General features: G+C 66.5%; 24 protein-coding genes. 10 read left to right on the top strand and 14 right to left on the bottom strand.

Features of this window, described 5'->3' with window-relative positions; translation table 11 throughout:
- Positions 1–7 precede the first annotated feature (7 nt).
- On the top strand, positions 8–1,156 hold the full coding sequence (locus Q4S45_RS09310; RefSeq protein WP_305511203.1) for a DUF444 family protein: 1,149 nt from the start codon (positions 8–10) through the stop codon (positions 1,154–1,156).
- Positions 1,153–2,547, top strand: coding sequence for a SpoVR family protein (locus Q4S45_RS09315; RefSeq protein ID WP_305511205.1), 1,395 nt, complete (start codon positions 1,153–1,155; stop codon positions 2,545–2,547). The genes Q4S45_RS09310 and Q4S45_RS09315 overlap by 4 nt, the downstream gene beginning before the upstream one ends.
- A 98-nt stretch (positions 2,548–2,645) precedes the next feature.
- Here Q4S45_RS09315 and Q4S45_RS09320 read toward each other — a convergent pair whose 3' ends face one another.
- Entirely contained in the window at positions 2,646–4,328 is a 1,683-nt protein-coding gene (locus Q4S45_RS09320; RefSeq protein ID WP_305511207.1) for an FAD-binding oxidoreductase, read from the bottom strand.
- Positions 4,329–4,337: 9 nt separating this feature from the next.
- The gene (locus Q4S45_RS09325) at positions 4,338–5,084 is read right to left on the bottom strand and encodes a long-chain N-acyl amino acid synthase (RefSeq protein WP_305511209.1); all 747 of its coding nucleotides are present in this window, start codon (positions 5,082–5,084) and stop codon (positions 4,338–4,340) included.
- A gap of 281 nt (positions 5,085–5,365) precedes the next feature.
- Between Q4S45_RS09325 and Q4S45_RS09330 the strand changes: the two genes are divergently transcribed.
- On the top strand, positions 5,366–6,541 hold the full coding sequence (locus Q4S45_RS09330; protein WP_305511211.1) for a TIGR03088 family PEP-CTERM/XrtA system glycosyltransferase: 1,176 nt from the start codon (positions 5,366–5,368) through the stop codon (positions 6,539–6,541).
- Here the strand turns inward: Q4S45_RS09330 and Q4S45_RS09335 are convergent.
- Both Q4S45_RS09335 and Q4S45_RS09340 read right to left on the bottom strand, forming a co-directional pair.
- Entirely contained in the window at positions 6,481–7,608 is a 1,128-nt protein-coding gene (locus Q4S45_RS09335) for a glycosyltransferase (RefSeq protein WP_305511213.1), read from the bottom strand. The two genes, Q4S45_RS09330 and Q4S45_RS09335, sit on opposite strands and share 61 nt — an antisense overlap.
- A gap of 78 nt (positions 7,609–7,686) precedes the next feature.
- Positions 7,687–9,516: an asparagine synthase-related protein gene (locus Q4S45_RS09340; protein WP_305511216.1), complete on the bottom strand. Its 1,830-nt coding sequence runs from the start codon at positions 9,514–9,516 to the stop codon at positions 7,687–7,689.
- Between the two features lie 301 nt (positions 9,517–9,817).
- On the opposite strand from Q4S45_RS09340, the gene Q4S45_RS09345 reads away from it, so the two are divergent.
- The 5 genes from Q4S45_RS09345 (at position 9,818) to Q4S45_RS09365 (ending at position 14,901) form a co-directional block, all read left to right on the top strand.
- Entirely contained in the window at positions 9,818–10,666 is an 849-nt protein-coding gene (locus tag Q4S45_RS09345; protein ID WP_305511218.1) for a hydrolase 2, exosortase A system-associated, read from the top strand.
- Positions 10,663–11,463 (top strand): hydrolase 1, exosortase A system-associated, encoded by an 801-nt coding sequence (locus Q4S45_RS09350; protein WP_305511220.1) that lies wholly within the window; start codon positions 10,663–10,665, stop codon positions 11,461–11,463. The genes Q4S45_RS09345 and Q4S45_RS09350 overlap by 4 nt, the downstream gene beginning before the upstream one ends.
- 81 nt (positions 11,464–11,544) lie before the next feature.
- On the top strand, positions 11,545–13,152 hold the full coding sequence (nadB, locus tag Q4S45_RS09355; protein ID WP_305511221.1) for an L-aspartate oxidase: 1,608 nt from the start codon (positions 11,545–11,547) through the stop codon (positions 13,150–13,152).
- A 39-nt stretch (positions 13,153–13,191) separates the two neighbouring features.
- Complete coding sequence (locus Q4S45_RS09360; protein WP_305511223.1) at positions 13,192–14,088, top strand: DMT family transporter; 897 nt, start codon at positions 13,192–13,194, stop codon at positions 14,086–14,088.
- A 6-nt stretch (positions 14,089–14,094) separates the two neighbouring features.
- Positions 14,095–14,901: an NAD-dependent protein deacetylase gene (locus tag Q4S45_RS09365; protein WP_305511224.1), complete on the top strand. Its 807-nt coding sequence runs from the start codon at positions 14,095–14,097 to the stop codon at positions 14,899–14,901.
- 42 nt (positions 14,902–14,943) lie between these two features.
- Here the strand turns inward: Q4S45_RS09365 and nadC are convergent, their stop codons facing one another.
- The 4 genes from nadC to Q4S45_RS09385 form a co-directional block, all read right to left on the bottom strand.
- The gene (gene nadC / locus Q4S45_RS09370; protein WP_305511225.1) at positions 14,944–15,810 is read right to left on the bottom strand and encodes a carboxylating nicotinate-nucleotide diphosphorylase; all 867 of its coding nucleotides are present in this window, start codon (positions 15,808–15,810) and stop codon (positions 14,944–14,946) included.
- A complete protein-coding gene (gene nadA / locus Q4S45_RS09375; protein ID WP_305511227.1) occupies positions 15,807–16,940 on the bottom strand; it encodes a quinolinate synthase NadA in 1,134 nt (377 codons plus the stop codon). Before nadA ends, nadC begins: the two co-directional genes overlap by 4 nt.
- Before the next feature lie 12 nt (positions 16,941–16,952).
- The gene (locus tag Q4S45_RS09380) at positions 16,953–18,551 is read right to left on the bottom strand and encodes an ABC-F family ATPase (protein ID WP_305511228.1); all 1,599 of its coding nucleotides are present in this window, start codon (positions 18,549–18,551) and stop codon (positions 16,953–16,955) included.
- A gap of 210 nt (positions 18,552–18,761) precedes the next feature.
- Positions 18,762–20,252 (bottom strand): hypothetical protein, encoded by a 1,491-nt coding sequence (locus tag Q4S45_RS09385; protein ID WP_305511233.1) that lies wholly within the window; start codon positions 20,250–20,252, stop codon positions 18,762–18,764.
- A gap of 231 nt (positions 20,253–20,483) precedes the next feature.
- Here Q4S45_RS09385 and Q4S45_RS09390 point away from each other — a divergent pair, with 231 nt between their 5' ends.
- A complete protein-coding gene (locus Q4S45_RS09390) occupies positions 20,484–21,110 on the top strand; it encodes a winged helix-turn-helix domain-containing protein (RefSeq protein WP_305511243.1) in 627 nt (208 codons plus the stop codon).
- Positions 21,111–21,443: 333 nt separating this feature from the next.
- The gene (locus Q4S45_RS09395) at positions 21,444–21,734 is read left to right on the top strand and encodes a hypothetical protein (protein WP_305511246.1); all 291 of its coding nucleotides are present in this window, start codon (positions 21,444–21,446) and stop codon (positions 21,732–21,734) included.
- A gap of 125 nt (positions 21,735–21,859) precedes the next feature.
- On the opposite strand, the gene Q4S45_RS09400 is transcribed toward Q4S45_RS09395, so the two are convergent.
- The 6 genes from Q4S45_RS09400 to queD form a co-directional block, all read right to left on the bottom strand.
- Positions 21,860–22,252: a VOC family protein gene (locus tag Q4S45_RS09400; protein ID WP_305511248.1), complete on the bottom strand. Its 393-nt coding sequence runs from the start codon at positions 22,250–22,252 to the stop codon at positions 21,860–21,862.
- A 70-nt stretch (positions 22,253–22,322) separates the two neighbouring features.
- A complete protein-coding gene (locus tag Q4S45_RS09405) occupies positions 22,323–23,600 on the bottom strand; it encodes an FAD-binding oxidoreductase (protein ID WP_305511250.1) in 1,278 nt (425 codons plus the stop codon).
- A complete protein-coding gene (gene ldcA / locus Q4S45_RS09410; RefSeq protein WP_374046088.1) occupies positions 23,593–24,507 on the bottom strand; it encodes a muramoyltetrapeptide carboxypeptidase in 915 nt (304 codons plus the stop codon). The genes Q4S45_RS09405 and ldcA overlap by 8 nt, the downstream gene beginning before the upstream one ends.
- Positions 24,507–25,433: an alpha/beta fold hydrolase gene (locus Q4S45_RS09415; protein WP_305511252.1), complete on the bottom strand. Its 927-nt coding sequence runs from the start codon at positions 25,431–25,433 to the stop codon at positions 24,507–24,509. Before Q4S45_RS09415 ends, ldcA begins: the two co-directional genes overlap by 1 nt.
- Before the next feature lie 63 nt (positions 25,434–25,496).
- Positions 25,497–25,970, bottom strand: coding sequence for a tRNA adenosine(34) deaminase TadA (tadA, locus tag Q4S45_RS09420; RefSeq protein ID WP_305511254.1), 474 nt, complete (start codon positions 25,968–25,970; stop codon positions 25,497–25,499).
- A complete protein-coding gene (gene queD / locus Q4S45_RS09425; RefSeq protein WP_305511255.1) occupies positions 25,963–26,409 on the bottom strand; it encodes a 6-carboxytetrahydropterin synthase QueD in 447 nt (148 codons plus the stop codon). Before queD ends, tadA begins: the two co-directional genes overlap by 8 nt.
- Between the last annotated feature and the right edge of the window lie 3 nt (positions 26,410–26,412).

Here is a 26,412-nt window from a genome sequence, read left to right on the forward strand (position 1 = left end):
AGGCGGCATGGCGGCAGGCATCGATGCGGCGTGGTACGACCTGTTCTCGCGCGGGGCGCACGACTGGCTGCGCCACAACGAGAAAGTACGCGAGGCGGTCCACGCCCACCTGCCCGACCTTATCGCCGGACCCGACCTGATCACCGGGCCGCAGCAACGCACGATGCAGGTTCCGGTGCGCCTGCTCGAGCACGCGCGCCTGCGCCTGGCCGAGGGCCGCACCAGCGCCGGCGCCGGCCAGGGCGAAGGCGATCCGGGAACAGTGCTGCAGCCGGCGCCCCCCGGCGATGCCGCCGAAGATGGCGCGGGCGGCAACGGTGAAGGCGAAGTGCGGCTGATGCTCGAATTTCCCGTCGATGAACTGATGGACTGGCTGTGGGAAGATCTGAAGCTGCCGGACCTGAAACCGAAGCCGAACACCCGCATCGACGCGCCCGAGCTGAAACGCGAAGGCTGGGACAAGCGCGGCGCGCCGTCACGGCTTGACCGGCGCCGGACCGTCAAGGAAGCGATCAAGCGGCGCGCAGTGCAGGTGGCGCCGGTGCCGTTCACCAACGAGGACCTGCGGTTCCGCCAGGTGGTCGCGAAGCCGCTCCCGAGTACCAGCGCCACGGTGTTCTTCGCCATCGACGTTTCGGCCAGCATGACGCCGGCCGAGCGCAAGTTGGCCAAGTCCTTCTTCTTTTTCGCGCTGCAAGGCATCCGCCGCCAATACGCACGTGTCGAAACGCGCTTCGTCGCGCACACCACGCGCGCCTGGGAGTTCAACGAAGCGCAATTTTTCCAGGTGTCTGGCAGCGGCGGCACCATCGCCTCGAGCGCCTTCAAGCTGGTGCTCGACCTGTCGCGTGCTGCGCTCGACACGGCGCACGACAATGCTTACCTGTTCTACGCCTCCGACGGCGAAAACTTCAGCGAAGACCGCGGCGCTGCACTGGCCGCACTGGGCGAACTGGGCGACACCTTCAACTACATCGGTTACATCGAGACCCTCCCCGGCCTGCCCCGCTCCCTCGATACGGAGATGCGGCGCCTGTGCGGCGAACTGGAACGGCGCGGACTTCCGATCGGCAGCAGTGTGCTGGCCGGGCCGGATGACGTCTGGCGCGCACTGCGTTCGTTCTTCGTGCGGGAAGCCGGCGAGGCCAGGCAATGAACGCCGTCACGGATGCCGGCGTCCTGGCCGGCTACACCGCGCGCATCGAGTCGCTGGCGCGCGATCAGGGTCTCGACTTCTATCCCGTCAATTTCGACATCGTGCCGGCCAGCTTCATGGCGGAGATCGCCGTGTACGGCCTGCCGGTGCGGATGCGGCACTGGTCATTCGGCGTGCGGTACATTCACCACCTGGTGCGCCAGAACATGGGCCACTCGAAGATTTTCGAAGTCATGTTCCCCGGCGATCCCTGCCAGGCCTACATGCTCGAACAGAATTCGCTGGCCGAGAATACCCTGGTCACCGCGCATGTGATCGGCCATGCCGACTTCGCCAAGAACAACCAGCTGTTCGCGCGCTTCATGGCGATGGCCGGCAGCCGCATTCTCGAACAGAGCGCGGCGCGTGCCCATCGGCTGGAGCGCGCGTTGGCGACGCACGGCCAGCAGCGCGTCGACGCCGTGCTGGACGCGGCGCTCGCGCTCGAAACCCACATCGACGCGGACCAGCCCTTGCGGCGGCCGCCCTTCCCCGAGTTCGCCGCGGCGCCGGCGGCGCCAGTGGCTGACGCATTTCGCGAGCGCTTCGATCGCCTGCCTGGCGAAAGCCGCGCCGCCCCCGCCGCCGCCCCGCCACAGCGCGCGCCGCTGCCGCCGCGGCCGGAGGCCGACCTGCTGTGGTTCCTCGCAGAGTATGCGCCGGACCTGGAAGACTGGGAACGCGACATCCTGCGGGCCGTGCGCGAGGAAGCCTACTACTTCCATCCGGTCTTCGCCTGCCAGATCATGAACGAAGGCTGGGCCTCGTACTGGCATGCGCGCTTGCTGCGCGAGGCGAACTTCCTGCCGCCCGAACTGTACCTGTCCGCCATCAAGGTCCACTCGGACGTGGTGCGCCCGTACGCCGGCGCGCAGCAGCTCGCGCTGTCGGTCAATCCCTACCACTTGGGCTTCGCGATGTGGGAGCACATCATCAACCGGCACGGCATCGACAAGGCGCGCCAGGTAATGCGCGAGGAAGACGACTTCGGCTTCATCCGCAACTACCTGGGCCGCGAGCTGGCCGAGCGGCTCGACCTGTTCGTGTACGAGACGCGCAAGGACGGCGCAACGACAATCGCGAACCGCGACATTCATGCCGTGCGCGAGGCGATACTGGCGCCAAAATTCCACTTTGGCTCGCCGGCTGTGGCGGTCCACCAGGTGGGCGCGGACGGGTCGCTGGAACTGCAGCACGACTTCCTGAGAGACGGACGCGGGCTCGATTTGCCGCAGGCGGAGCGCGTCGTGGAATACGTGCAGCGCGTGTGGCGCCGGCCGGTAACGCTGCACACGGTCGATTTTCGCGGCGCGGTGCGAGTTCTCCCGGCGAGGAAGACCGGAGTTGGCTGATCCGGGGTCTGGTCCTGCGGACCTGACCCCATTCTTGGCATAGTGCGAGTCAAAACATAAGATGGGGTCAGGTCCGCCGGACCAGACCCCGCCCGCGACTATCGGATCGCACCAAAACGGTCATGCTTCGCAATCCGCCGCTGCAGCCCCGGCTCGTACCGCCCCGGCGCGATGATGCCGTCCGGGTCCAGCGCGCGCTTGATCCGGCTGACCGTTTTCCAGTACACGTCGCCATGCGGATCGAGCGCGGCCATCGACCCGATGCCGACCCGGTACGGGATGTACCCCGCCTTCATCGCCGCGTCGAACAGCGCGGCATGGCACATCTGCGCCCGGTCCACTTCGGCCGGATCATCCTTGTCGTACGCTACCGTCAGCACCCCGCCCAGCGCGCGCTCGTTGATCATGCTGAACGTGGCGAACAGGTCGAAGCGATAGTGCGCGAAAATCGGCGCGGCCAGCGCGTGCAGCGCCAACACGTCGACGCCGCGCATCGGCAGCACGGGCGACACCCACAACATGCCGCAGTTGTCGGCGCCCGGATCGGCGCGCATCGGAAATCCCGACGGCAGCCCGCCGCGCCGGCGCCAGTACGCACCGGCCAGGAAGCGCCCGTTGGGCACTCCGCGGTTCATCGCGAACAGCGCGTTCCCCAGCGCTACCCGGGCGCGCAGGCGCTGGCCGCCGCCGAATTTTCCGAGCAGGTTCGCAAGGAACGCGCCTTGTTTGAGCGTGCGCTCGGTGAGGAAGATCGTCGTCGCCTGCGTGCCGCGCAGCGCCTTTTTCAGCGCCGCGCGCGCCGCCGCCACCTGCAGCGCGCTGCCGTACAAGGCGCCCGACACCGTCCACGCCCCGGCCCCGGCGCGCGCCCGCATCGCGCTGCGCATATCGGCCGGCAGCATCGACTGGTCGCCCGCCTGCTCGCGCGGGAAGGTGCAGCCGCCCGACAGCACGCGCAGGTCGTTCCCGATATGGACAATGCTGCGCAGCGTGCCGTCCAGCCGCAGCGGCCGCAGCGCGTCGATCACTTCGGCGATGTCTTCGTGCGCCGGCACCGTGCACAGGAAGTGGTTGATGCATTCGGCCTTGGGCATCAGCCAGATCCCCACCTGGGTGACGACGCCGAAATTGGACTGGGTGAACAGGCCGTCGAGGAACGGCCCCACGCCATACGGGAACAGGTGCGCGGTTCGCGCATTCGGATAGTGCCCGAATCCGGTGTCGAGCACCTCGCCGCTGGCCAGCACCACCTGCATGCCCGCGATGTGAGCGAGCCGGTTGCCGTAGGGCGAATGGCCGAAACCGCGCTCGAGGATATTGCCGAGGAAGCTGGTGTCGGGGCCGGCGCCGGTGCAGTCGATCTGCAGGCCGATGCCGCGCTCGCGCAGGTAGTCGGCCAGCTGCTGTTGCGTCACGCCCGGCTCGATCACCGCGTACGCCAGCTGCGGGTCGACCTGCACGATGCGGTTCATGCGCGCCAGTTCCAGCACTACCTGGCCGTCGGTCACCGCGCAGGCGTCGCCGTAGCCCCAGTTCTTCCCGGTGCTGACCGGGTACAGCGGGGCGCGATAACGACGCGCCAGGTCCACCAGCGCCACCACCTCGGCGCGCGAGCCGGGCCGCACCACCGCCAGCGGCATCGTGCCCCTCGCCGCGGTGCTGCGCGCATAGCGTGCCAGCGTGGCGCCATCGTCGGCGACGTTGGCGGCGCCGACCACCGCGCGCATCGCCCGCAGCAGTTGCGCCGTCGCGCTCCCGCCCCTTGCGTCCTGTTCAGCCATGCCATCTCCTTAATTGAGGCCGGCGAGCAGGCGGGCGGTGATGCCCGGTTCGTCGCACGGCGGGAAAAAATACGGATAGAAGGAACGCTCGTCGCCATGCTGTTCCACGCGACCGCCCCAGCGCCGGATCTGGGCGCCCATCTCCTCGAGCGGAAGGCGCAGCAGCACGGCCGGCGCGCCAACCCGGGTGCAGTCGCGCACCGCGCCGACGTCGCGAAAGCCCAGCATGCGCTGGTAGAACATCACGTGGCGCGGATTGACCTCGATGACATAGTCGGTGAAGCCGTGGATGGCGCGCGCGTAAAGATAGGAGATGTGGATCAGCGAGGCGAAAACGCGCTTGGTCACGCCCTTGTCGATGGCGAGGCGCGACGGCTCGCACAGGCGCCGGCCCTGCGCACGCAGCAGGTCGAGCAGGTCGCGGAAATTTTCGTCGGCCGGCAGCAGGATGGCGCTGTCCAGGCACAGGCTCATGGTGCCCACCACCACCCCGCCGGTCTCGGCGTACAGCGTGATCTTGTTGGGGTCGTGGAAGCGCGCCGCGTCGAACGCATAACCGCGCCAGTCGTACATCTTGCGGATCAGGAGACTGGCCTCCGCGCGCCGGTTGACCGAATCGGCCATCCGGATATGAAAGGTCTGCGCATCGTGCGGATGGTCGCGCCGCGCCTCGATGCCACTGTCGCTTCCGCAAATCGCGCACGCGGCGGGGGGAGCGGCGAAACTCGCGATCGCCACATCGTCCTGAATCATCATGGTGCCTCCTGTTGGCCGGTTCGCCGCGTCGTGCGCGGAAAATCCTTGTTGTCTGATTCAGACAGGGTCATGCGTGGCGGAGTTCCGGCCTCGGCCGTAGCGTTTGCCTTTCCACAAATGCACGGGGCTGCCGGTGGAATTTGCACAGCCCGCTTGTCAGGAAGCTGTTGACGCGAATCAGCAGCGCCGGAGTTAGCCGCTGCCCCCATTTTGATCGGCCATATACTTTATTTGTGGCGGAGTCAGCAGTCCCATTCCGCATCGACATTGCGGAGCGTGTGATGGCAGCGACAATAGAACAACCACGGCTGGTCGTGCACCTGGTGCACCAGCTCGATGTCGGCGGCCTGGAAACGGGCCTGATCAACCTGATCCGCCACATGCCGCCCGAGCGCTACCGCCACACCATCGTCTGCCTGAAGGACTACAGCGATTACCACGCCCACATCAGGGAGCGCGGCGTCGAAATCATCAGCCTGAACAAGCGCAATGGCCGCGACCTGGCCCACTACATGCGCATGTATAAGACGCTGCGCGCGCTGCAGCCGGATCTGATCCACACCCGCAACCTGTCCGGCTTCGAAGGCCAGCTGGTAGCGGCGCTGGCCGGCATCAAGCAGCGCGTGCACGGCGAGCACGGACGCGACATTGCCGACCTGTATGGCACGCGCCTGAAGTACCAGCTGCTGCGGCGCATGCTGCGGCCCCTGATCGGCCACTTCATCGCCGTCAGCGCCGACCTCCAGCACTGGCTGATCGACAGCGTCGGCGCCGAGCCGGAGCGGGTTTCGCAGATCTCGAACGGCGTCGACAGCGTGCAGTTTCACCCGCGCCTCGGGCCTCCCGCCGCGGTGGGGCCCGCCGGCTTCATGCAGGACAACGTGTTCGTCATCGGCAGCGTCGGGCGCATGGCCGAGGTCAAGAACTATCCGACCCTGGTGGACGCCTTCCTGCGCCTGATCGCGTCGCCGCACCCCGCGCACCAGCGTCTGCGCCTGATGATCGTGGGCGACGGGCCGGCGCGCGCCGAGTGCCTCGACATGCTCACGCGCGCCGGCGCCTCGCACCGCGCCTGGCTTCCGGGCGAACGCAACGACGTTCCGCAGCTGCTGCGCGCCATGGACGTCTTCGTCCTGCCGTCGCTGGCCGAAGGCAGCTCGCACACCATCCTCGAAGCGATGGCCAGCGGCCTACCTGTGGTGGCCACGGCGGTCGGCGGCAACGCCGAACTGGTGCATCCCGGCTTTACCGGCATCCTGGTGCCGCCCCGCTCGCCCGACCTGTTGGCTGCGGCGATCGCCGACTACTGCCGGATTCCGGAAATGTGCGCGCGCCACGGCATGCGCGCGCGCAGCCAGGTGATCGCGCGCCACAGCCTGCCGGCGATGGCGCGCGGCTACCTGGCCGTGTACGACTCGCTGCTGGGACAGGGCCCCTGCCCCAGCCACGGCGCCTGAGGCAGGCGGCGCCTGAAGCTTTCGGCCACGTCGAGGTAGCAGTCGTTCAGCTGCAGCGCCACGCTGTCCCAGCTGAACTGGCGCACCAGCGCACGCACCCGCTCGGGCGCGGGCGCCGCTTCCAGGATGGCGAGCAGCGCCCGCTTTTGCGCGCGCACGTCGTCCCAGCGCGCCTTCTTCAGCGCGAACTCGCTGTTGGGCAGCTCCAGCGCGCACTCGGCGCCGGCCAGCACCGGCGTGCCGGCCGCCAGCGCTTCGAGCGCCGCCGGCGCAAGATCGTCGCCGCGGCCAGGCAGCACGAACACGCTGGCCGCCGCGCAGGCGCTGGCCATCATGCGCTCCGCGTGGCGCGGCGTGCCCATGCAGATTACGCCGGGGGCGGCGCGCAGCTGGCGCAGGTAGCCGGCGTCGCGCTCGCGCGCTTCGCCCATCACCACCAGCGGCAGCGCGATTTCGTGCAGCGCCTGCGCCATCTCGATCTGGTTGCGGTAAGGTGAGACCGGGCCGGCCATCAGCGCAAATTCGCCCTGCAGCCCGGTGCGCGCGCGGAACAGCTGCGCATCGGCGGCGAAGAAGTGCGGGCCGATCCCGTTCGGCATCACCCGCACCTTGTCCGGATCAACCAGGAAGGCGTTGCGCATCGCCTGCTTTTCGGCCGGCCCCTGTGCCAGCACCAGGCTGGCCAGCTGCAGCGCGTCGCGCGTCTGCGCATAGCTGCTTTGCACACCCCATCCAATCAGGTTGCCGAGCAGCCGGTCGGCGATGCGCGCGCGGCGGCCGTCGGCGCGGTTCCAGCCGGGCGCGATCAGGGCCGACAGCACCACCGGCACGTCCAGTTCGACGGCCGCCTCGACGATGCGGTGGTTGCCGTTGATTGCCGCGAACACGTGCACCAGGTCGTAGTCGTCCAGCCGCGATCGCAGCGGATCGACCAGTTCGGCCTCTACGGGTCCGCGCCCGGGCATCAGCGCGATCCGGTTCAGCGCCTGGATGGTTGCGCGCACCTGCGCCTGCAGCCTGCCGTCGCGCTGGAACAGCATCGGGTACGACAATATGCCAACTCGCATGGGATTCTCCGGGTTCAGTGCGACAGGGCCGCGGCCAGCCTGCGCCGCGCGCGGTGGTTCGGCGCCGGCTGGTGCTTCTTACGGGCGGCAGGACTCCGGCTCGCGCAGCAGTCCTCTTGCGGCGGGCATGCGCACTGCCGCGCCGGGGCGCTGCGCCAGCCATTGTTCGAGCATCATCAGGAGCCAGGCCATGCGGGCGTGGGGCTGCGGCTGGACGCCGGCGCCTGCCGCCAGCAGCGTGTCGATGAAACCGGCGCGCACGATATGGCGCCGCTTCAGGTCCGACAGGCTGTCCGACACCAGCTGACGGATGCGCGGTTCCGCGTGCAGCCACTGGGCCAGCGGCGGCGCGGCCGGCCGCGCGCGCGGTCCCTGCCGCGGCGGCAGCAGGTCGTTCAGGGCCTTGCGCCACAACGGCGCCAGCCGGGCTCCATCGAGCTTGTGTTGCGGCGCCAGGCGCGCCGCGAACGCGATCACGGCGTCGCCCAGGAACGGAAACGCCGCTTCGATGCCGGCCAGCCGGCAGGCGCCGATGGCGGCCGGGAGCTGGCAGCCGGCCAGCGCGAACTGCAGGTCGAGGGCGATCAGCTGATTGACCTGGCTGCAGCCGTCGGACTGCCACCAACTCTCGCCGAGCATCGCCGCCGGCGCGGTCGGATCGATTGCGTCCATGAAGCCCGGCTCGAGGACTTCGGCGCTTCCGTAGCCATGCAGCAGGTTCGATGCCTCCAGCCGCTGCGGCAGGCTTGCCAGCGCGTCCTCGATGTAGCTGCGCGCATGCCGCAATGGCGCCGCGCGCACGCGGCCGGCAAGCCGGAACAGGAAGGGCTCGACCAGGGTCTGGCGCAGCGCCGACGGAATCCTTTCGTACTGGCTCAGGCGCGCCTGCCGCGCGTAATGCGCGCGCATGCCGAACAGGCTTGCCCCGCCATGCCCGGCCAGCAGGCGCTGCACGCCGTCCGCGCGTGCCAGTCCCGCGCCGAAATAGGTGGACAGCAGCGCCGGATCGCCATGCGGCTGGTCGCAGCCCGCCGCGAGGCGCACCGCCGCATCGGCCACCTGGCCGGCGCTGGCCACCAGCTCGCGATGGCGCGCGCCCAGCTGCTGCGCAAGGCGGCGCGCCGGGGCGAGCGCCGCTTCGTCGCCGTACCCGATCGCATAAGTGCGCACGGGATTGGCGCTCCCCAACAGCGTCGCGATCGCCGCGCTGGCGCGCCCTCCGGACAGCAGGACCCCGGCGGCGCCCGCGCCCTGCGCGTCGGCGCTGGCGCCGCGCACCGTATCGACCAATTCCTGCTGCAAGGCCGGCCCGCCGGCGCCGGCCGACTCGTCGAACTGCGGCTTCCAGTAGCGCGTGCGCACCATCCGCGCGCCGCACATATGCAGCGATTCGCCCGGCATCAGGCGGCGCTGCCCTTTGTAGATGGAGGCCGGCGCCGGCACGCCGTGAAAATACAGGTAGCTGTACAGTGCCTGCGGATCGATCTCGTGGCCTGCGCCTGGATGGCGCGCCAGCGCATCGGCCGAACTGGCGAACGCCAGCGTGCGTCCGAGCTGCTGATAGTACAAGGGCCGCGCTCCGGTACGGTCCACCGCCAGCAGCGCTTCGCCGCGCCGTTCGTCGATGATGGCGAAGGCGAAGCTGCCCGACAGCGCCGCGCACGCCTTAGCGCCGTGGCTGCGCCACAGGCGCGCGAGCGTATCGGCGCGATCGCCCCACATCGCCACGATCAAGCCGTCTTCGCGCAGCAGCGTCGCGCTGTTGGCGGCGGTGGCCACGGCCAGCGCGCCGGCGCGGTGTTCGGCCGTCACCACTTCGTGCGCACCATTGCGGCACAGCGGCGCGGCCATCTCGCCGATCGGCAGCGCGCCCGGTTCGGACGAAAACCATCCGCACAGGCCGCTCATGGCGCATCCGCCGGTAAGGCGGCGCCGTCGTCCCGCGCCCGCTGTCGCTGTGCGGCCATGATTTCCTCCGATGCATTGCGTCAAAGAATCAATGATTCAGAAAAACAGCCAGCACCTCATTGACGCCCCTCAGCTAACGGCTGAGTCCGCAGCTTGTGCGCTATCAACATCCTGCAAATTCGGGGGTGTCTAATGGACTTGTCCACTGGACAAAAACACCATGAACGTTTCCTTCCAATCACATCGAATGCGCTTGCACTGTCGGCAGCGTGCCCGAAATCGTGCAGGAGATGCCTGAACCATGAATGCGCCGCTCATCACCGCCCCCCATGTCGAACCGTTTTTCTTCGACGTCGCCCCCGGAACGCGTTTCTGCCTGTACCACGCGCCCAATCCCCAGCTGGAGCCGCGCGGCACGATCCTCTACGTGCATCCGTTCGCCGAGGAACTGAACAAGACCCGCCGCATGGCGTCGCTGCAATCACGCGCGTTCGCGGCGATGGGCTACGCGGTGCTGCAGGTCGACCTGTTCGGCTGCGGCGACAGCTGCGGCGACTTTCATTCGGGCCGCTGGGACCAGTGGAAGCGCGACCTCGCCGCAGCCGCCGACTGGCTCGATGCGCGCGACAGCGGCCCGCTGCACCTGTGGGGCGTGCGCCTGGGCGGATTGCTGGCGCTCGATTTCGCCACCACCCGCAAGGTGGAAGCGATCGTCCTGTGGCAGCCATTTCTCAATGGCCGGACCTGCATCAACCAGTTCCTCCGGCTGCGCCTCGCGGCGGGTCTGGACGGCGACGGCCCGGGCGCCCCGCGCAGCACCGCCGCGTTGCGTGCCGCGCTGGCCGTGCACGGCCGACTCGAAGTAGCGGGCTATGACCTGGAGTGCGCGATGGTGGGCGCCATCGACGCCTGCGAGGCCATCAACCTGAAGCCGCTGCCCTGCACCGTGCACTGGTTCGCCAGCGGCACGCCCGGCGCGCGCAGGCTGGCCGCTGGCGCGGCGCGCCTGGCCGAACGCTGGGCGCCGCTCGGCGTCGAGCTGCATTTCCATCCGGTCGACGGCGTGCCGTTCTGGGCCACCAGCGACATTGCCGAGTGCCCGGCGCTGCTGGCCGCGACGGCCAGTGTTTTTGCACGGGGCGCGCCATGAACTTCTCACAGCGCGCACTGCGCTTCAGCTGCAACGGCAATAGCCTGGTCGGGATCATCGACGTTCCCGAACGTCCCCTGCCGCGCGGCGTGCTGGTGGTGACGGGCGGCCCGCAATACCGGATCGGCGGCCATCGCCAGTTCACCATGCTGTCGCGCCAGCTGGCCGAGCGCGGCATCCCGGTGATGCGTTTCGACCGGCGCGGCATGGGCGACAGCGAGGGCGAGCCGCGCAGCTTCGACCGGATCGACGACGACATCGGCGCCGCCATGCGCGAATTCTTCCTGCAGGTGCCGGACATGAAGGAAGTGGTGATCTGGGGCCTGTGCGACGCCGCCACCGCCGCCGCCTTCTACGTCGGCACCGACGCCAGGGTGCGCGGCCTGGTGCTGCTCAACCCCTGGGTGCGCACGCCGCAAGGCGCCGCGCGCGCGATGCTGCGCCACTATTACCTGGCGCGGCTGGGCGAAGGCGCGTTCTGGAAAAAAGTCGCCAGCGGCAGGCTCGATTTTGCCGCCAGCGCCACCACGTTGGGCCGGAACATGAAGATGGCGGCGCGCGACCGCGGCCAGGCGCTGCCGCAGCGCGTGGTGGCGAGCCTGGCCGCGTTCGATGGCCAGGTGCTGGTGGTGCTCAGCGAAGACGACCTCACCGCGCGCGAATTTTCTCGCCTGATGGCGCGCCACAACGTGCGCGCAAAGCGCATCGACATCCGCGGCGCCAATCACACGTTCGCGTCGGCCAAATGGCGCAGCCAGGTCGCCGAGGCCAGCGCCAACTGGATCATGTCCTGGTAAGGGAACCAGAAACACCAGCCGCGGGCGCGGCGAAGCCAAATCGTCTATAGTGATGCATCTGCATTCATCATCGCTCACTCCATGAAATTTGACGTCGCAATCGTCGGCAGCGGCCTGGCCGGCCTGTCCGTCGCCCTCCACCTGGCGCAGACGCGCAAGGTCGCCATCGTATCCAAGCGCGAACTGCTCGACGGCGCCAGCAACTGGGCCCAGGGCGGCATCGCCGCGGTGCTCGATTCGGGCGACAGCTACGAAGAACACATCAACGACACGCTGGTCGCCGGCGCCGGCATGTGCGACGAAGGCGCCACGCGCTACATCGTCGAGCACGGGCGCGAAGCGATCGAATGGCTGATCGAGCAAGGCGTGCCCTTCACCCGCGACCCGACCGCCGAACTGGGATTTCACCTGACCCGCGAGGGCGGCCATAGCCAGCGGCGCATCATTCACGCCGCCGACGCGACGGGCCACGCGGTGCAGCTCACGCTCGAACAGAAAGTGCGCGCGCATCCGAACATCTCGCTGTTCGAGCACCACTGCGCGATCGACGTGATCAGCTCAGACAAGCTGGGCGCCAAGGCGCCGGGCTCCACGCCGCGCTGCCTCGGCCTGTACGTACAGGACGAAAAATCGGGCGCCGTGCTGACTTTCGAAGCCGAGCACACCGTGCTGTGCACCGGCGGCGCCGGCAAGACCTACCTGTACACCACCAATCCGGACACCGCCACCGGCGACGGTATCGCCATGGCGTGGCGCGCGGGTTGCCGCGTGTCGAACATGGAGTTCATCCAGTTTCACCCGACCTGCCTGTACCACCCGTACGCCAAGTCCTTCCTAATCACGGAAGCGATCCGCGGCGAAGGCGGCCGCCTGCTGCTGCCGCCGGAGGCTGGCGCCGCGGCCGGCACGCGCTTCATGCCGATGCACGACGAACGGGGCGAGCTGGCCCCGCGCGACGTGGTGGCGCGCGCGATCGACTTCGAAATGAAAAAGCGCGGCATCGACTACGTCAACCTCGACATCAGCCACCAGCCGCCCGAGTTCCTCAAGGAGCACTTCCCGACCATTTACGCGCGCTGCCTGGAGCTCGGCATCGACATCACGAAGCAGCCGATTCCCGTCGTGCCGGCGGTGCACTTCACCTGCGGCGGGGTGGTTACCGACCTGGCCGGGCGCACCGACCTCGAAGGCCTGTACGCGGTCGGCGAAACCGCCTGCACCGGCCTGCACGGCGCCAACCGCCTGGCCAGCAACTCGCTGCTCGAATGCCTCGTGATCGGCCGCGCCTGCGCGCAGTTTGTCGCGGCGCAGCCGAAGCTGGAACAGCCTGCGCTGCCGCAGTGGGACGAGAGCCGCGTCACCGACGCCGACGAGGAAGTCGTCATCTCGCACAATTGGGACGAGCTGCGCCGCTTCATGTGGAATTACGTCGGCATCGTGCGCACCACCAAGCGGCTCGAGCGCGCGCAGCACCGCATCGCGCTGCTCAAGGAAGAAATCGACGAGTACTACCGCAACTTCCGCATCACTCACGATCTGCTCGAGCTGCGCAACCTGGTCGACGTGGCGGCGCTGATCGTCAACAGCGCGTTGTCGCGGCATGAGAGCCGCGGGCTGCATTTCAGCCGCGATTATCCGAACACGTTGCCGAAGGCGTTGCCTAGTGTGCTGACGCCGCCGCGCCGATAGAAGATGGGGTCAGGTCCGCAGGACCAGACCCCGGTCTCGATGAAACGTCCCCTCACCGCATCCACTGCCCTGCTCCTGACGGTGCCGCCCCTGCTCTGGGCCGGCAACGCCATCGTCGGCCGCCTGGTGCGCGACGCCGTGCCGCCGATGACGCTCAATCTTCTGCGCTGGAGCCTGGCGCTGCTGATCCTGCTGCCGATCGGCCGCGCGCTGCTGCGTTCCAGCAGCGGGCTGTGGCAGGACTGGCGCCGTTACAGCCTGCTTGGCCTGTTCGGCGTGGGCCTCTACAACTCGCTGCAATACCTCGCGTTGCAAAGCTCGACGCCGATCAACGTCACCCTGGTCGCCGCCGGCATGCCGGTCTGGATGCTGCTGGTCGGCGCGCTGTTCTTCAAGATGCCGGTGCGGCGCCGCCAGATCGTCGGCGCGCTGCTGTCGATTGGCGGCGTAGTGCTGGTGCTGTCGCGCGGCGAGTGGCGCCAGCTTGTCGCGCTGCGGCTGGTGCCGGGCGACCTGTACATGATCCTCGCGACCATCGCGTGGTCGTTCTACAGCTGGATGCTGATGCAGCCGAAGGACCGGCCGGCGATCCGCGCCGACTGGGCCGCCTTCCTGCTGGCGCAAGTGATCTACGGCGCGCTGTGGTCGGGCGTGCTCGCCAGCGTAGAATGGTCGGTGGCGCCGCGCCACATCGCATGGAGCTGGACCGTTGTGGCGGTGCTGCTGTACGTGGCAGCCGGCCCTGCGGTGATCGCGTTCCGCTGCTGGGGGGCAGGCGTGCAACGCGCCGGCCCGACGGTAGGCGCATTCTTCACAAACCTGACGCCGCTGTTCGCCGCCGTGATGTCGTCGGCCTTCCTCGGCGAGCTGCCGCACCTGTACCACCTTGCGGCATTCACCCTGATTGTCGGCGGCATCGCTTATTCGTCTCGCTAGCGGCTCATGAATCCCATCGACCAACTGGACGCCTTCCTCGCTCAGCACCAAAGCATCCTGGTGATCTCAGGCGCCGGCGTCAGCACGGCATCGGGCATTCCCGACTACCGCGGTCGCGACGGAGTCCGGCGCGGCAATCCGCCAGTGCAGGGCCCGGAGTTTCGCAAACTCGAAGCGGTGCGCAAGCGCTACTGGGCGCGCAGCATGGTCGGCTACCCTACGCTCGCGCGCGCGATGCCGAACGCGGCGCATATCGCGCTGGCCGATCTCCAGGCTGCGGGCCGGATCGCGTCGGTGATGACGCAAAACGTCGACGGCCTGCACCAGCGCGCCGGCAGCAGGGGCGTGCTCGAACTGCACGGGAACATTCACCACGTGGTTTGCCTCGATTGCCAGGCCGGCTTCTCGCGCGCGCACGTGCAGGACGTGCTGGCGGCGCTCAATCCCGGCGTGACCGGCGCGGTGGCCGCCGCCGCGCCCGACGGCGACGCCCATCTCGAACCAGAGGCGCTGGCGGACTTTCAGGTGCCCGTTTGCGTGCACTGCGGCGGGATGCTCAAGCCCGATGTCGTGTTCTTTGGCGATGGCGTTGACAGCACCGTGACGCGAGAAGCGATGTCCCGCGTCGAAGCGGCCGACGCCTTGCTGGTGGTCGGCTCGTCGCTGATGGTGTTTTCGGGGTTCCGGTTTGCGCGGATGGCTGCGGCGGCCGGCAAGCCGATCGCGGCGATCAATCTTGGCATAACGCGTGCGGATGATTTGCTGACGCTGAAGATCGATGCCAGTGCCGAGGAAGTGCTGCCGCTGCTTTGAAAATGGGGTCAGGTCCGCAGGACCAGACCCCGGGATACTTGACTAGTCAACTATTCGCAGAGAGTAGTCGGTGGCTTTAACATCTTTGGTCAGGCTGCCGACCGAGATGCGGTCGACGCCCGTCTCGGCGATCGCGCGCACGCTGTCCAGGCTTACGCCGCCGGATGCTTCCAGCAGCGCACGGCCGGCGTTGATCTTCACCGCTTCGCGCATCGTGCCCAGTTCGAAGTTATCCAGCAGGACCGACACGGCCCCCGCGTCCAGCGCTTCCGTCAGCTGCGCCAGCGTTTCGACTTCGATCTGCACCGGCTTGCCCGAGTTGAGCGCTGCTGCCGCAGCCAGCGCCTTGCCCACGCCGCCCGCCGCCGCAATGTGGTTTTCCTTGATCAGGATGCCGTCGAACAGCGCCATGCGCTGGTTCTTGCCGCCGCCTACGCGCACCGCGTACTTCTGCGCCTGGCGCAGGCCGGGAACGGTCTTGCGCGTGTCGAGCACCGCGGCCTTGGTGCCGGCGACGACATCGACATAGCGGCGCGTGGCGCTGGCCACGCCCGACATCAGCTGCAGGAAATTGAGCGCGGCGCGCTCGGCCGTCAGCAGCGCGCGCGGCGCCGCTTCGATCGTGCACACCACGCTGCCGGCTTTCATCATCTCGCCTTCGGCATAGTTCCAGGTGATCTCGGTGTCCTGGTCGAGCGCCAGCATCACGCCTTCGAACCATGGCGCTCCGCACAGCACTGCATCCTCGCGCACGATAACGCGCGCACGCACGCGTGTGTCGTTCGGCACCAGCAGACCAGTGAGGTCGCCGCTGCCGACGTCTTCCAGCAGCGCGGCCAGGATGTTTGCTTCGAACGCCGACTGCAGCGCCGCGTCGAATTCATTGAACGGATTCTTCAGATTACTCATGCAGGACCAACTCCCGAAAACAGTGCGCCTTCTTTTGCCAGCTCGCCGGTCGGCAGTGCCTTGGCCTTTTTCGCAGCGGCGAAATCGAGCATGCGGTCGATCGCGCGCACCGCCTGCTTGCCGATCTCGGGATCGACGAACACTTCGTTGTTCATGTTTTCCAGCACATCGGCCAGGTTGCGCAGGCCGTTCATCGCCATCCACGGGCAATGCGCGCAGCTCTTGCAGGTGGCGCTGTTGCCGGCGGTCGGCGCTTCGATGAAGTGCTTGCCCGGCGCGGCCATGCGCATCTTGTGCAGGATGCCGTTGTCGGTGGCGACGATGAAAGTGGTGGCGTCCATCTCGACGGCTGCGTTGATCAGCTGCGTGGTCGAGCCGACCACGTCGGCCAGCGCCACCACGTTGGCCGGCGACTCAGGATGCACCAGCACTTTCGCGTCAGGATATTCTGCCTTGAGCAAATCGAGCTCGATGCCCTTGAATTCGTCATGCACCAGGCAGGAGCCCTGCCACAGCAGCATGTCGGCGCCGGTCTTCTTCTGGATGTAGGAGCCCAGGTGGCGGTCCGGCGCCCACAGGATCTTCTTGCCCTGCGCGTGCAGGTGCGCCACGATGTCAAGGCCAATCGAGGACGTCACCATCCAGTCGGCGCGCGCCTTCACGGCCGCGCTGGTGTTCGCGTACACCACCACCGTGCGGTCCGGATGGGCGTCGCAGAAGGCGGCGAATTCGTCGGCCGGGCAGCCCAGGTCGAGCGAACAGGTCGCGTCCAGGTCCGGCATCAGGATGCGCTTTTCCGGGCTGAGGATCTTGGCCGTCTCGCCCATGAAGCGCACGCCGGCAACCACCAGCGTCTTGGCCGGATGGTCGCGGCCGAAGCGCGCCATCTCCAGCGAATCGGAGACGCAGCCACCGGTTTCTTCAGCAAGGTCCTGCAGGTCGGCGTCCACGTAGTAGTGCGCGACCAGCACCGCTTCGCGCTCTTTCAGGAGGCGGCGGATCTTGTCCTTGAGCGCGGTGCGCTCGTCGGCCGACGGCGTTTCCGGCGTGCGCGCCCAAGCCTGCGCGGTGCAGGACAGGCCCGCCTGCGGGTGATCGTACTCAACGCTCTTGATTGGCATGACAGTCATGGCAGCTCCTGATTAATCGATACCCTGGCTCTTCAGGTAGTCTTCGTAATTGCCCTGGAAGTCGACGATGCCGTCTTCCTTGATCTCCAGGATGCGCGTGGCCAGCGACGAGACGAATTCACGGTCGTGCGACACGAAAATCAGGGTGCCGGCGTATTTTTCAAGCGCGATGTTGAGCGACTCGATCGATTCCATGTCCATGTGATTGGTCGGCTCGTCGAGCAGCATGACGTTGTGACGGCCCAGCATCAGCTTACCGTACATCATGCGGCCCTTCTCGCCGCCCGACAGCACCTTGACCGACTTCTTGACCTCGTCGCCGCCGAACAGCAGGCGGCCCAGGATCGAGCGCACGGCCTGGTCGTCGTCGCCTTCCTTGGTCCACTGGCCCATCCAGTCGGTCAGCACCTCGCCGCCGGCGAATTCCTCGGTCGGGTCCTGCGGCATGTAGCCGACGTTCGCGTTCTCGGCCCACTTGACGCGGCCGGTGTCGGTCTGCATGCCGCACATCTCGCCGCAGATCGAGCGCAGCAGCGTGGTCTTGCCGGCGCCGTTGGCGCCGATGATGGCGATGCGCTCGCCCGCTTCGACCATGATGCTGAAATTCTTGAACAGCTGGCGGTCGTACTTCTTCGAGATGCCCTCGACTTCCACCGCCAGGCGATGCAGCTTCTTCTCGCCTTCGAAGCGCACGAACGGGTAGGCGCGCGAGGACGGCTTGATGTCGTCGACCTTGATCTTCTCGATCTGCTTGGCGCGCGAGGTGGCCTGGCGTGCCTTGGACTTGTTGGCGGCAAAGCGGCGCACGAAGTCCTGCAGCTCGGCGACCTTTTCCTTGGCCTTGGCGTTGTTGGCCAGCTGCTGGTTGCGCGCCTGGGTCGAGGCGAACATATACTCGTCGTAGTTGCCCGGGTAGATCTTCAGGGTGCCGTAATCCATGTCGGCCACGTGGGTGCAGACCTGGTTGAGGAAGTGGCGATCGTGCGAGATGATGATCATCGTCGAATCGCGGTCGTTGAGCACATCTTCGAGCCAGCGGATGGTGTTGATGTCGAGGTTGTTGGTCGGCTCGTCGAGCAGCAGGATGTCCGGGTTCGAGAACAGCGCCTGCGCCAGCAGTACGCGCAGCTTCCAGCCCGGCGCCACCGCGCTCATGGGACCCTGGTGCTGGTCGATCGACACGCCGGCGCCAAGCAGCAGTTCGCCCGCGCGCGCTTCGGCCGAGTAACCGTCGTATTCGGCGACCTTGCTCTCCAGTTCAGCGGCGTGCATGTAGTCGTCGTCGGTCGCGTCCGGGTTCGCGTAGATCGCGTCGCGCTCGGAGATCGCGTTCCACAGTTCGGTGTGGCCCATCATCACCACGTCGAGCACGCGCATGTCTTCGAACGCGAACTGGTCCTGGCGCAGTTTGCCCAGGCGCTCGTTCGGGTCGAGCATGACGGTGCCGGCCGACGGTTCGAGGTCGCCGCCGAGGATTTTCATGAAGGTCGATTTGCCGCAGCCGTTGGCGCCGATCAGGCCGTAGCGGTTGCCGTCGCCGAACTTGACTGAAATATTCTCGAACAGCGGCTTTGCGCCGAATTGCATGGTGATATTGGCAGTGGAGAGCACTTGGTAAAGCCTTTACTAGCGATTGATTTAACCGCGTATTTTACCATTGTGCAGGGCGAAATGGCGCCGGGGCTGTTTTTGCGGGCGCGGGATCAGGTCCGGCGGACCTGACCCCGGTTTTGACGCCGCGACGTGAACGACCGCGCGGCAGATCGAAGGCTTGCGCCAAGATGGGGCCAGTCCGCAGGACCAGCCCCCTCCTCTCCTGCGTCAGTTGTTCACTGGCTGCGGCTGAGGCGTCGGCGTGGCCGGATTGACCACCGGCGTGTCATCGCCGGCAATCGACAGGTACTTGCTAGGATAGTATTTCGACATCCACATTTCGGCCAGTTCCGACTTGGTCACCGGTTTCAGGTAGTAATTGATCGGCACGCCCAGGTTGCCGGCCAGCGCCTTCTGGATGTAGTCGTCCAGCGCGTCCATCATCGAGTTGATGTCGAGCATCTTGTTGGCCTTGGTGTCCACCGTGGCCAGGCCGGCGAGCAGGCCCTGCACCTTGGAGGTCTCCATCGCGATCATCTGCTGGCCGGTGCGCGCGGCGTCGGCGGACGAGTCCACCGTCTTCTTGTCGCTGGCCGTGGCGTTCTGCAGCATCGCCAGCTTGTTCATCGACTCCTCGCCGTCGAACTTGGCGAACTGCTGCACCGCCGATTTCACCTCGTTCGACTTGATCGACGGGATCGATCCCATGGTGACCAGGGTGCAGTGCGACGTGACGTTCTGGGCGGAGAGCAGGTTCTTGGCGTCGTCCGAGAACGAGCTGTCCACGCCGAAGCCGCCCGATTCGTCGGCGAACCAGCCGCCGATCTCGAACTGGCCCTGCATGCTCGCCGCCACCGAGTACATGGTCTCGCTGGCGGTGGTGTTGGTGGTGTCGAGCACGTGCACCATGCCTATGAAGCAGGAGCCGTAAGTGGCGCCCGACAGCAGCTGCAGCGCCTTCTCGTCCTTGGTGTTGGCCTTGGCGGCGATGTCCATGACGTTGGCCAGGCTGTCGGTCTTGATCATGTCGTCGGGGTAGATCTTGTTCCAGACCCGGATGCCCTTGTCCACATCGAGCACGAACGGCGCCAGCATCACCGCGTCCTTGTGGGTGCAGGTGACGCTGATGACGAGCGTGCCGGCGATGTCGTGGCGCGAATACTGGCTGTTCATCTGCGACTGCGCGGCGCTGCTGGCCTGGTCCTTGAACGAATCGCCGAAGATGTCGAGTTCGTCGCTGACGAAGCTCTTGATGGTCAGGGCCGCGGTGTTCGACTGCTGGTCGTTGTCCTCGAACGAGAAGTACTGGACGTTCATCTTCAGCGAATCGGACGACAGCGGCATCTTCTTCAGCTGCGACTTGTTGTAGTCGATCGGGCTCTCGTAGGAGTCGTTGCTGGTGTGGACCTGGGACTTGAGCGGCATCAGCGCGGTCAGCCCGGCGATTTTTTTCTGGGCATAGTCAATCGCCGCTTTCTGCACCTGCTTGTTGACGTCATTGGACTGCTTCAGCAGGTCGGTGGTGTCGATGTGCATGTCGAGCAGTTCCTGAATCGTCATGTCGATGCTGCGCTTGAGCGCGATGAGCGAGTTCAGGTTGTCTTCGGCGGCGTCGACCGGCGCCTGGATCGTCGCCATGTCCATCACGTTTTTCAGGACCGCATCGTTGACCAGATTGCCCAAGATGAGGGATGGGTCATACGGAATCGTCATTGCCATGCTGTCTCCCTAGTGCCGCCGGGCACTGCGTCGGCGCCGGCGAGCAAATGTTGATGCCGGATATTTCCGGCAGGAAGACTACCTTATCGAGCCAGCGCGCAGCTTGTCTTCCGATAAGCTTCCGATCCTCGAAAGCTTGATCCAAATCAAACAAGCGCCCATCAAAAGCTCAGGCGAGCGCGGCAGTCTTAGAATGATGGAAGCTTGCCAATAAATCATCTCCAGCCCCCCATGAACGAGCCCAGTTTCACCTTTGGCGCCTGCCGCATCGACCCGGCCGCCAACGCCGTGCTGCGCGATGGCCAGCGCTATCCGGTCGAACCGCGCGCGATGGACGTGCTGGTGGCGCTGTGCGGCCGCCCGCAAACGGTGATGAGCATTGGCCAGCTGCTCACCGAGTGCTGGCCCGGCGCCGATGTGGGCGACAACCCGGTGCACAAGGCGATCGCCCAATTGCGGCGGGCGCTGGGCGACTCCGCGGCCACGCCCTGCTACATCGAGACGATCCGCAAGCGCGGGTACCGGACGGTGGCCGCCGTCCGCCCCGAGCAGCCAGAGACCGGCGCGGCCATCCTCGCGGAGCGGCGCTGCCTCGCGGTCGCTCCCGACGGCTCGGAGCACCTGCTGCGCATGGGAGTGTCGCCGCCCCAGCGCGAAGCGGGCGGCGCCTGGTGCTGCGTCGCCTCGGCCGGCCTGGGCGAACACGGTATCGGCTGTTATGGCATGGATGCGTGGGCGGCGTTTGCGCGCGCGATGGATCACTGCGCGAAGCTGGGACGCATGCGCGAGCAAGACGGCTGGCGATTCTTTTCGCTTGGCGCCCGCGAACCGGTGCACTTCGTCGAGCCGGGCCCGTGATCGCCCGCGATGCAGCGTTAGCGACTGTTCAGATCTCTTGTCGTCGTGGCAGCGATCGGCTGTGACCGGGCACGACGAAGATCATCGGACAGCCACGGCGCGTGCGCGGCCGCTGGCCCCATCCGAATGAGCGACGCAGGGATTAACAATAGCTTATCTAGACATCGCTGTCTACAATGCCGCTTATCTATCGTCGGGGGCGTATTAAAACAACTGATCTTCGACGAATAGGCATGGACACCGCGCTCGGGTACAGTTGAGGTTCACTCAGCATGGTGTGCAAATCGCACACGACCGGCGGCGAAGCCACCCTTTTCTCAAGGACGAAAACAGATGGATGAATTGGTTAGAGCAGAAATACTTTCTATGAGTCGCGAAGCCCATCGCCTGACCGAATCGGCCTATCAACAGGATTCGTCCACGCGAGGCGAGTCAGGATGGAGCGAAAAACAGAGAGTGCTCCTCGCCGATATGGCGCTCCATTTGTTGCAAACCGCGTTAAGCAGCGGTGAGCTTTCAAAAGACGATCTCAAAAGAAATCTGTTTTCAATTTTGATGGTCTCCGATCAGTTTATGCCAGGCCAACGGTTGAAAGCTGCGGCTGAAGCGCTGCATGCTTGTTGACCGCTGTCGGACTAGTACAGCCTGAATGGACGCGCGACCCTGAACTGCTCGCGCGCCCAGCGTGCCGAATACCAGCCCATACAGGCGACTGCGTTTGACGTCAAACGAACTGTGGAAGCGCCGCCTTATTTCGCGCGATAGACGGCGCAGAGCTTGTTGCCGTCCGGATCGCGAACGTAAGCCAGGTGCATCGCGCCCATCGCCCCTTCGCGCAGCCCTGGCGGATCTTCAATGGATCGGCCGCCGAACGCGACCGCAGTGTCGTGAAATTTCTGCACCTGTTCCGGCGAGTCGCATTTGAAGCCGATGGTGCCGCCGTTGGCGAAGCTCGCCTCTTCTCCGTTAATCGGCTCGCTGACCCCGAAACTGCCGCCGCCGTGCCGGTAGAAAAGCCGCGCCTGGCCGGTCGGAGCCTGACCACGGAACGGTTCGCCTGCTCCGAGGACTCCCAGTACAGCGTCGTAAAACCGTTTCGACTTTTCGATGTCGTTCGAACCAACCATGATGTGACTAAACATACGCTCTCCTTGAATTTTCCTCAGTGTACGAGAAATATTGCTGCCGTCACAAGTACATTTCAAAATCACGCTATTCGCGCAGGCGGTCGCGCAAGGTGTAATACCAGTAGCTCAGCTGTGCGGCAAACAGGCCCGCAGGGCCGCCGGTCGCCGGCAACTGCCACGGCGCGAATCGGGCCAGCTCCGCGCCCTCGCCGCACAAGGCGGCGGCCAGCACCTCGCCGCCCAGCGTGGTCGGACCTACGCCGTGGCCGCCGAAACCCATCCCGTACCACAGGCCATCCGGCAGGCGCCCCAGTTGCGGCATCTTGTGGCGGCCATAGCTCATCATCCCGCTCCACGCGTGATCGACCTTCACCCCTTCCAGCTGCGGATACACGCGCAGCATGTCGCGGTACAGCAGCCGCGCGACCTCATTGGCGGCGCGGTCGCGCACCGAAATGCGGCCGCCCCACAGCAGACGCGTATCCGCCAGCGGGCGGTAGTAGTCGAACGCGAATCGGGTGTCATAGACCGCGGCGCCGGTGCGCAGCGCCCCGTGCAGGCGCGCACCAAGCGGCTCAGTCGCCATCACGTAGGTCGCAATCGGGAGCATGGCGCCGGCCAGTTTCGGCTGCAGTCGCTCAAGGTAGCCGCCGCAGCACATGACGACCTCGCGCGCCCTCACCTCGCCATGCGCCGTGGTGATGCGCCAGCCGGCGCCGTCGCGCGCGATGCGCAACGCGCGGCTGCGTTCGTGCACGCGCACGCCGCCGGCGTCCAGCGTGCGCGCCAGGCCTTGCGCATACTTCAGCGGATGGAAATGGAAGGCGCCCGCTTCGAACAGCGCGCCGGAATAGCGGTCGGTCAGCAAGCGGTCCGCCAGGTCGGCGCGGGCGATGCGCTGCCACTCGACGCCGAAATGATCGGCCATGAATCGCTGCTGCCGATCGAGGATGCGCTGGTCGGAGAACCAGTTGGCGAGATAGACGCCATCTTCGGCGGGCTCGCAGTCGATCCGGTACTGGTGAATGCGGCGTCGTATTGTGGCCACCGCGTCGAGCGTGAGCTGATAGAGTTTGCGGGCTTCGTGCGGACCGACGGCGGCGACCAGCGCGCGCTCGCCCAGCGAAAAGCCGCCAAACACGAAGCCGCCATTGCGCCCGGACGCGCCGAAGCCGATCCGGTCGGCCTCCAGCAGCGCCACGTCGTTCTCGCCGCGCTCCATCAGCGACATCGCTGTCGCCAGGCCGGCGAAGCCGCCGCCGATGATGCAGATCGCATAATCGGCGCGGCCCTCGATGGCTGGGTGGCCGGCCGCAGCCGATGTCGCCCAGTAGTAGTGCTGACCGGGCGACGCGTCAGGCATACCCTATGGTGGGGTAGTCGCTCATCGTCAGCTGGAAGCGCGAATGGTCGGACACCAGGCTGGCGGTGGCGCCGAACGGGATGGTCACGCGTTTCGGGATATGGCCAAACTGCAGGCCGGTGAGCACCGGCAGCGGCAGCGTTTCGCGCAGGTAGGCCAGCATGGCGTCGAAGTCATAGCCGTTGTCGGCGGCGGCGAGGCGGTACCCCGACACGTCGCCGAGGATCAGCGCCTTCTGCTTCGCCAGCACGCCGGCCTGCATCAGCTGCAGCAGCATGCGCTCGATGCGGTACGGATGCTCGTTGATGTCCTCGATGTACAGGATGCCGTCTTCAACCACCGGGAAGTACTCGGTGCCGAGCAGCGACACCATCATCGCCAGGTTGCCGCCCCAGATCGTACCGGTCAGGTTGAGCGACGGATTGCCGGTGGCCAGCTCGGTGATGGTGTGCGTCGGCCCGGCCAGGCACTGCCAGAAATTCTTCAGCGTAAAATCGACCGTCTTCTCGATGCAGAAGTCACCGGCGAACATCGGCCCGGCGTAGCTCTTGGCGCCGGTCTTGGCCATCAGCCCCATGTGCAGCGCAGTCATGTCGGAAAAGCCGACGAAGATCTTGCCGCTCTTTGCGATCGCGTCGAAATCGATTTTCGGCAGAATGCGCGTGATGCCGTATTGGCCGCGCAGTGCCATCACCACCTGAACGTCGAGGTCGGCCACTGCCGCCGCGATCTGCCCGAGCCGGCCGGCGTCGGTGCCGCCGAAGCGCTGGTGGATCAATGAGGGTTCGTAGTAGTTGTGGACGATGCAGCCGTGCTGTTCGAGGCGCTCTATCCCGCGCGGGATGGCGGAGTCGTCGGGGGCGTTGCCGCCCGGAGCGATGATGGCGATACCGAGTTTTTTGGTCATTATTGTTTTTCGAAGAGGCGTGGTTGGGGGTCTGCAGCCATCTTACCGCGCGCATGGGTGTCGATCAAGGCGAGCACCCTTTCGATCAGCTGCGCCGGCAGGTCGTGGCCCATGCCTTCGATGACCTCGAGGCGCGCGCCGGCCACCTCCCGCGCGGTGTCGATGCCGCACGCCAGCGGCACCATCGGGTCGGCGGCGCCGTGGATCACCAGCGTCGGACGTTCGATCCGCCGCAGCAGCGCTGTGCGCGCGGGTGCCGCCAGGATCGCCGCCATCTGGCGCGCCTGGCCGGGGCGGCACACGTTGCGCGCGATCGCCGCCTCGACCTGTTCGCGCAGCTGCTTGTCGGAGGTGGGATAGGCCGGGCTGCCAATCAGGCGCCAGATATTGAGCACGTACTCCACCAGCTCGCGATGGTCGGACAGGTCGCGCACGCGCCGCAGCATGGCCTTGCGCACCGCCCGCGTGCTGCCCGGCAGGCCGCGCCGGCCGCTGCTCGACATGATGGAAGTGAGCGTCAGCACGCGCTCGGGATGGCGCGCCGCCAGCAGTTGGGCGATCATCCCGCCCATCGACCAGCCCACCACGTGCGCCTGTTCCACGCCCAGCGCATCGAGCACGCCGAGCGCGTCGAGCGCCATGTCGTCCAGCGTGTAGGGGGTTCGCGCCGGCAGCCGGAACAGCGCGCGCAGCCAGGCGACGGTGAGGTTGGGCGTGCCGCCCTGCGCGATTTTGGTGGACAGGCCGCAGTCGCGGTTGTCGAAGCGGATGACGTAGTAGCCCAGGTCGATCAGACCGTCGATGAAGTCCTGCGGCCACGCGGTCAGCTGCAGGCTCAGTCCGGAGATGAGGAGTATCGGCATGCCACGAGGATCGCCGGCGGTTTCGCAGGCGATGGTGATCCCGTTGGCGGTCAGGTTCGGCATGGTGGCTCTCCTGGAACCAGCATACCATCATTAGAGCGTGCCTTGCGCGCGCTCGCGCGAAGGTCAGCCCGCGGCGCCGGCCCTCGCCGCGGCGCGCCGTTCGGCGAAAAAGCCGCGCAGCATGGCGCCGGCTTCATCCGCCAACACGCCGCCCACCAGTTCGGTATGGTGGTTCAGCTTTTCCTGGTCGAACAGGTTGAGTACCGAGCCGCAGGCGCCGGTTTTGGGATCGCTGGCGCCGTACACCACCCGCGCCAGGCGTGCGTGCATCATGGCGCCCGAGCACATGACGCAGGGCTCGAGCGTGACGAACAATTCGCATCCGGGCAGCCGGTAGTTGCCCAGCTTCTCGGCGGCGGCGCGCAGCGCGACGATTTCGGCGTGCGCGGTGGGGTCGTGGCGCCCGATCGGCTGGTTGTAGCCGACCGCCACCACTTCGCCATCCTTGACGACGACGGCGCCGACCGGCACTTCGCCCAGGCTCCAGGCATGCTGCGCCTGCGCCAGCGCGAGCTGCATGAATTCGCTGTCAGGCATCGGTGATCTCGGCCCAGCAGTTCGGGGTTTCGTGCAGCATCAGCTTGTGCAGGTGCAGGCCGGTGCCGTAGCGGTCCTTGAAGGCGGCCTTCAGGATATCGAAAGCGACGCGCGCGAGGTTCTCGACGGTCGGAATGCGGTCGATCACGACCGTCTTGTGGCCCGGCAGGCTGGCGAGGAATTCGCGCACGGCGTCGTCCTTTTCGTAGACCAGGAAAGCGTGGTCCCAGACATCGACCAGGTGCTCCTTGGCGATGGTCTTGATGTCGGAAAAGTCCATGATCATGCCGTTGTCGGAACTGCCTTCGACGTCGATGACGGCGCCGGTCAGCGTGATTTCCAGCGTGTAGCGGTGGCCGTGCAGGTTGCGGCACTGGCTCTTGTGGTCGGGAATCCGGTGTCCGGCATCGAACTCGAGCTTGCGGGTGATGGTGAGCATTGC

It is taken from the genome of Massilia sp. R2A-15 (assembly GCF_030704305.1).
GTDB lineage: Bacteria > Pseudomonadota > Gammaproteobacteria > Burkholderiales > Burkholderiaceae_D > JAFCUW01.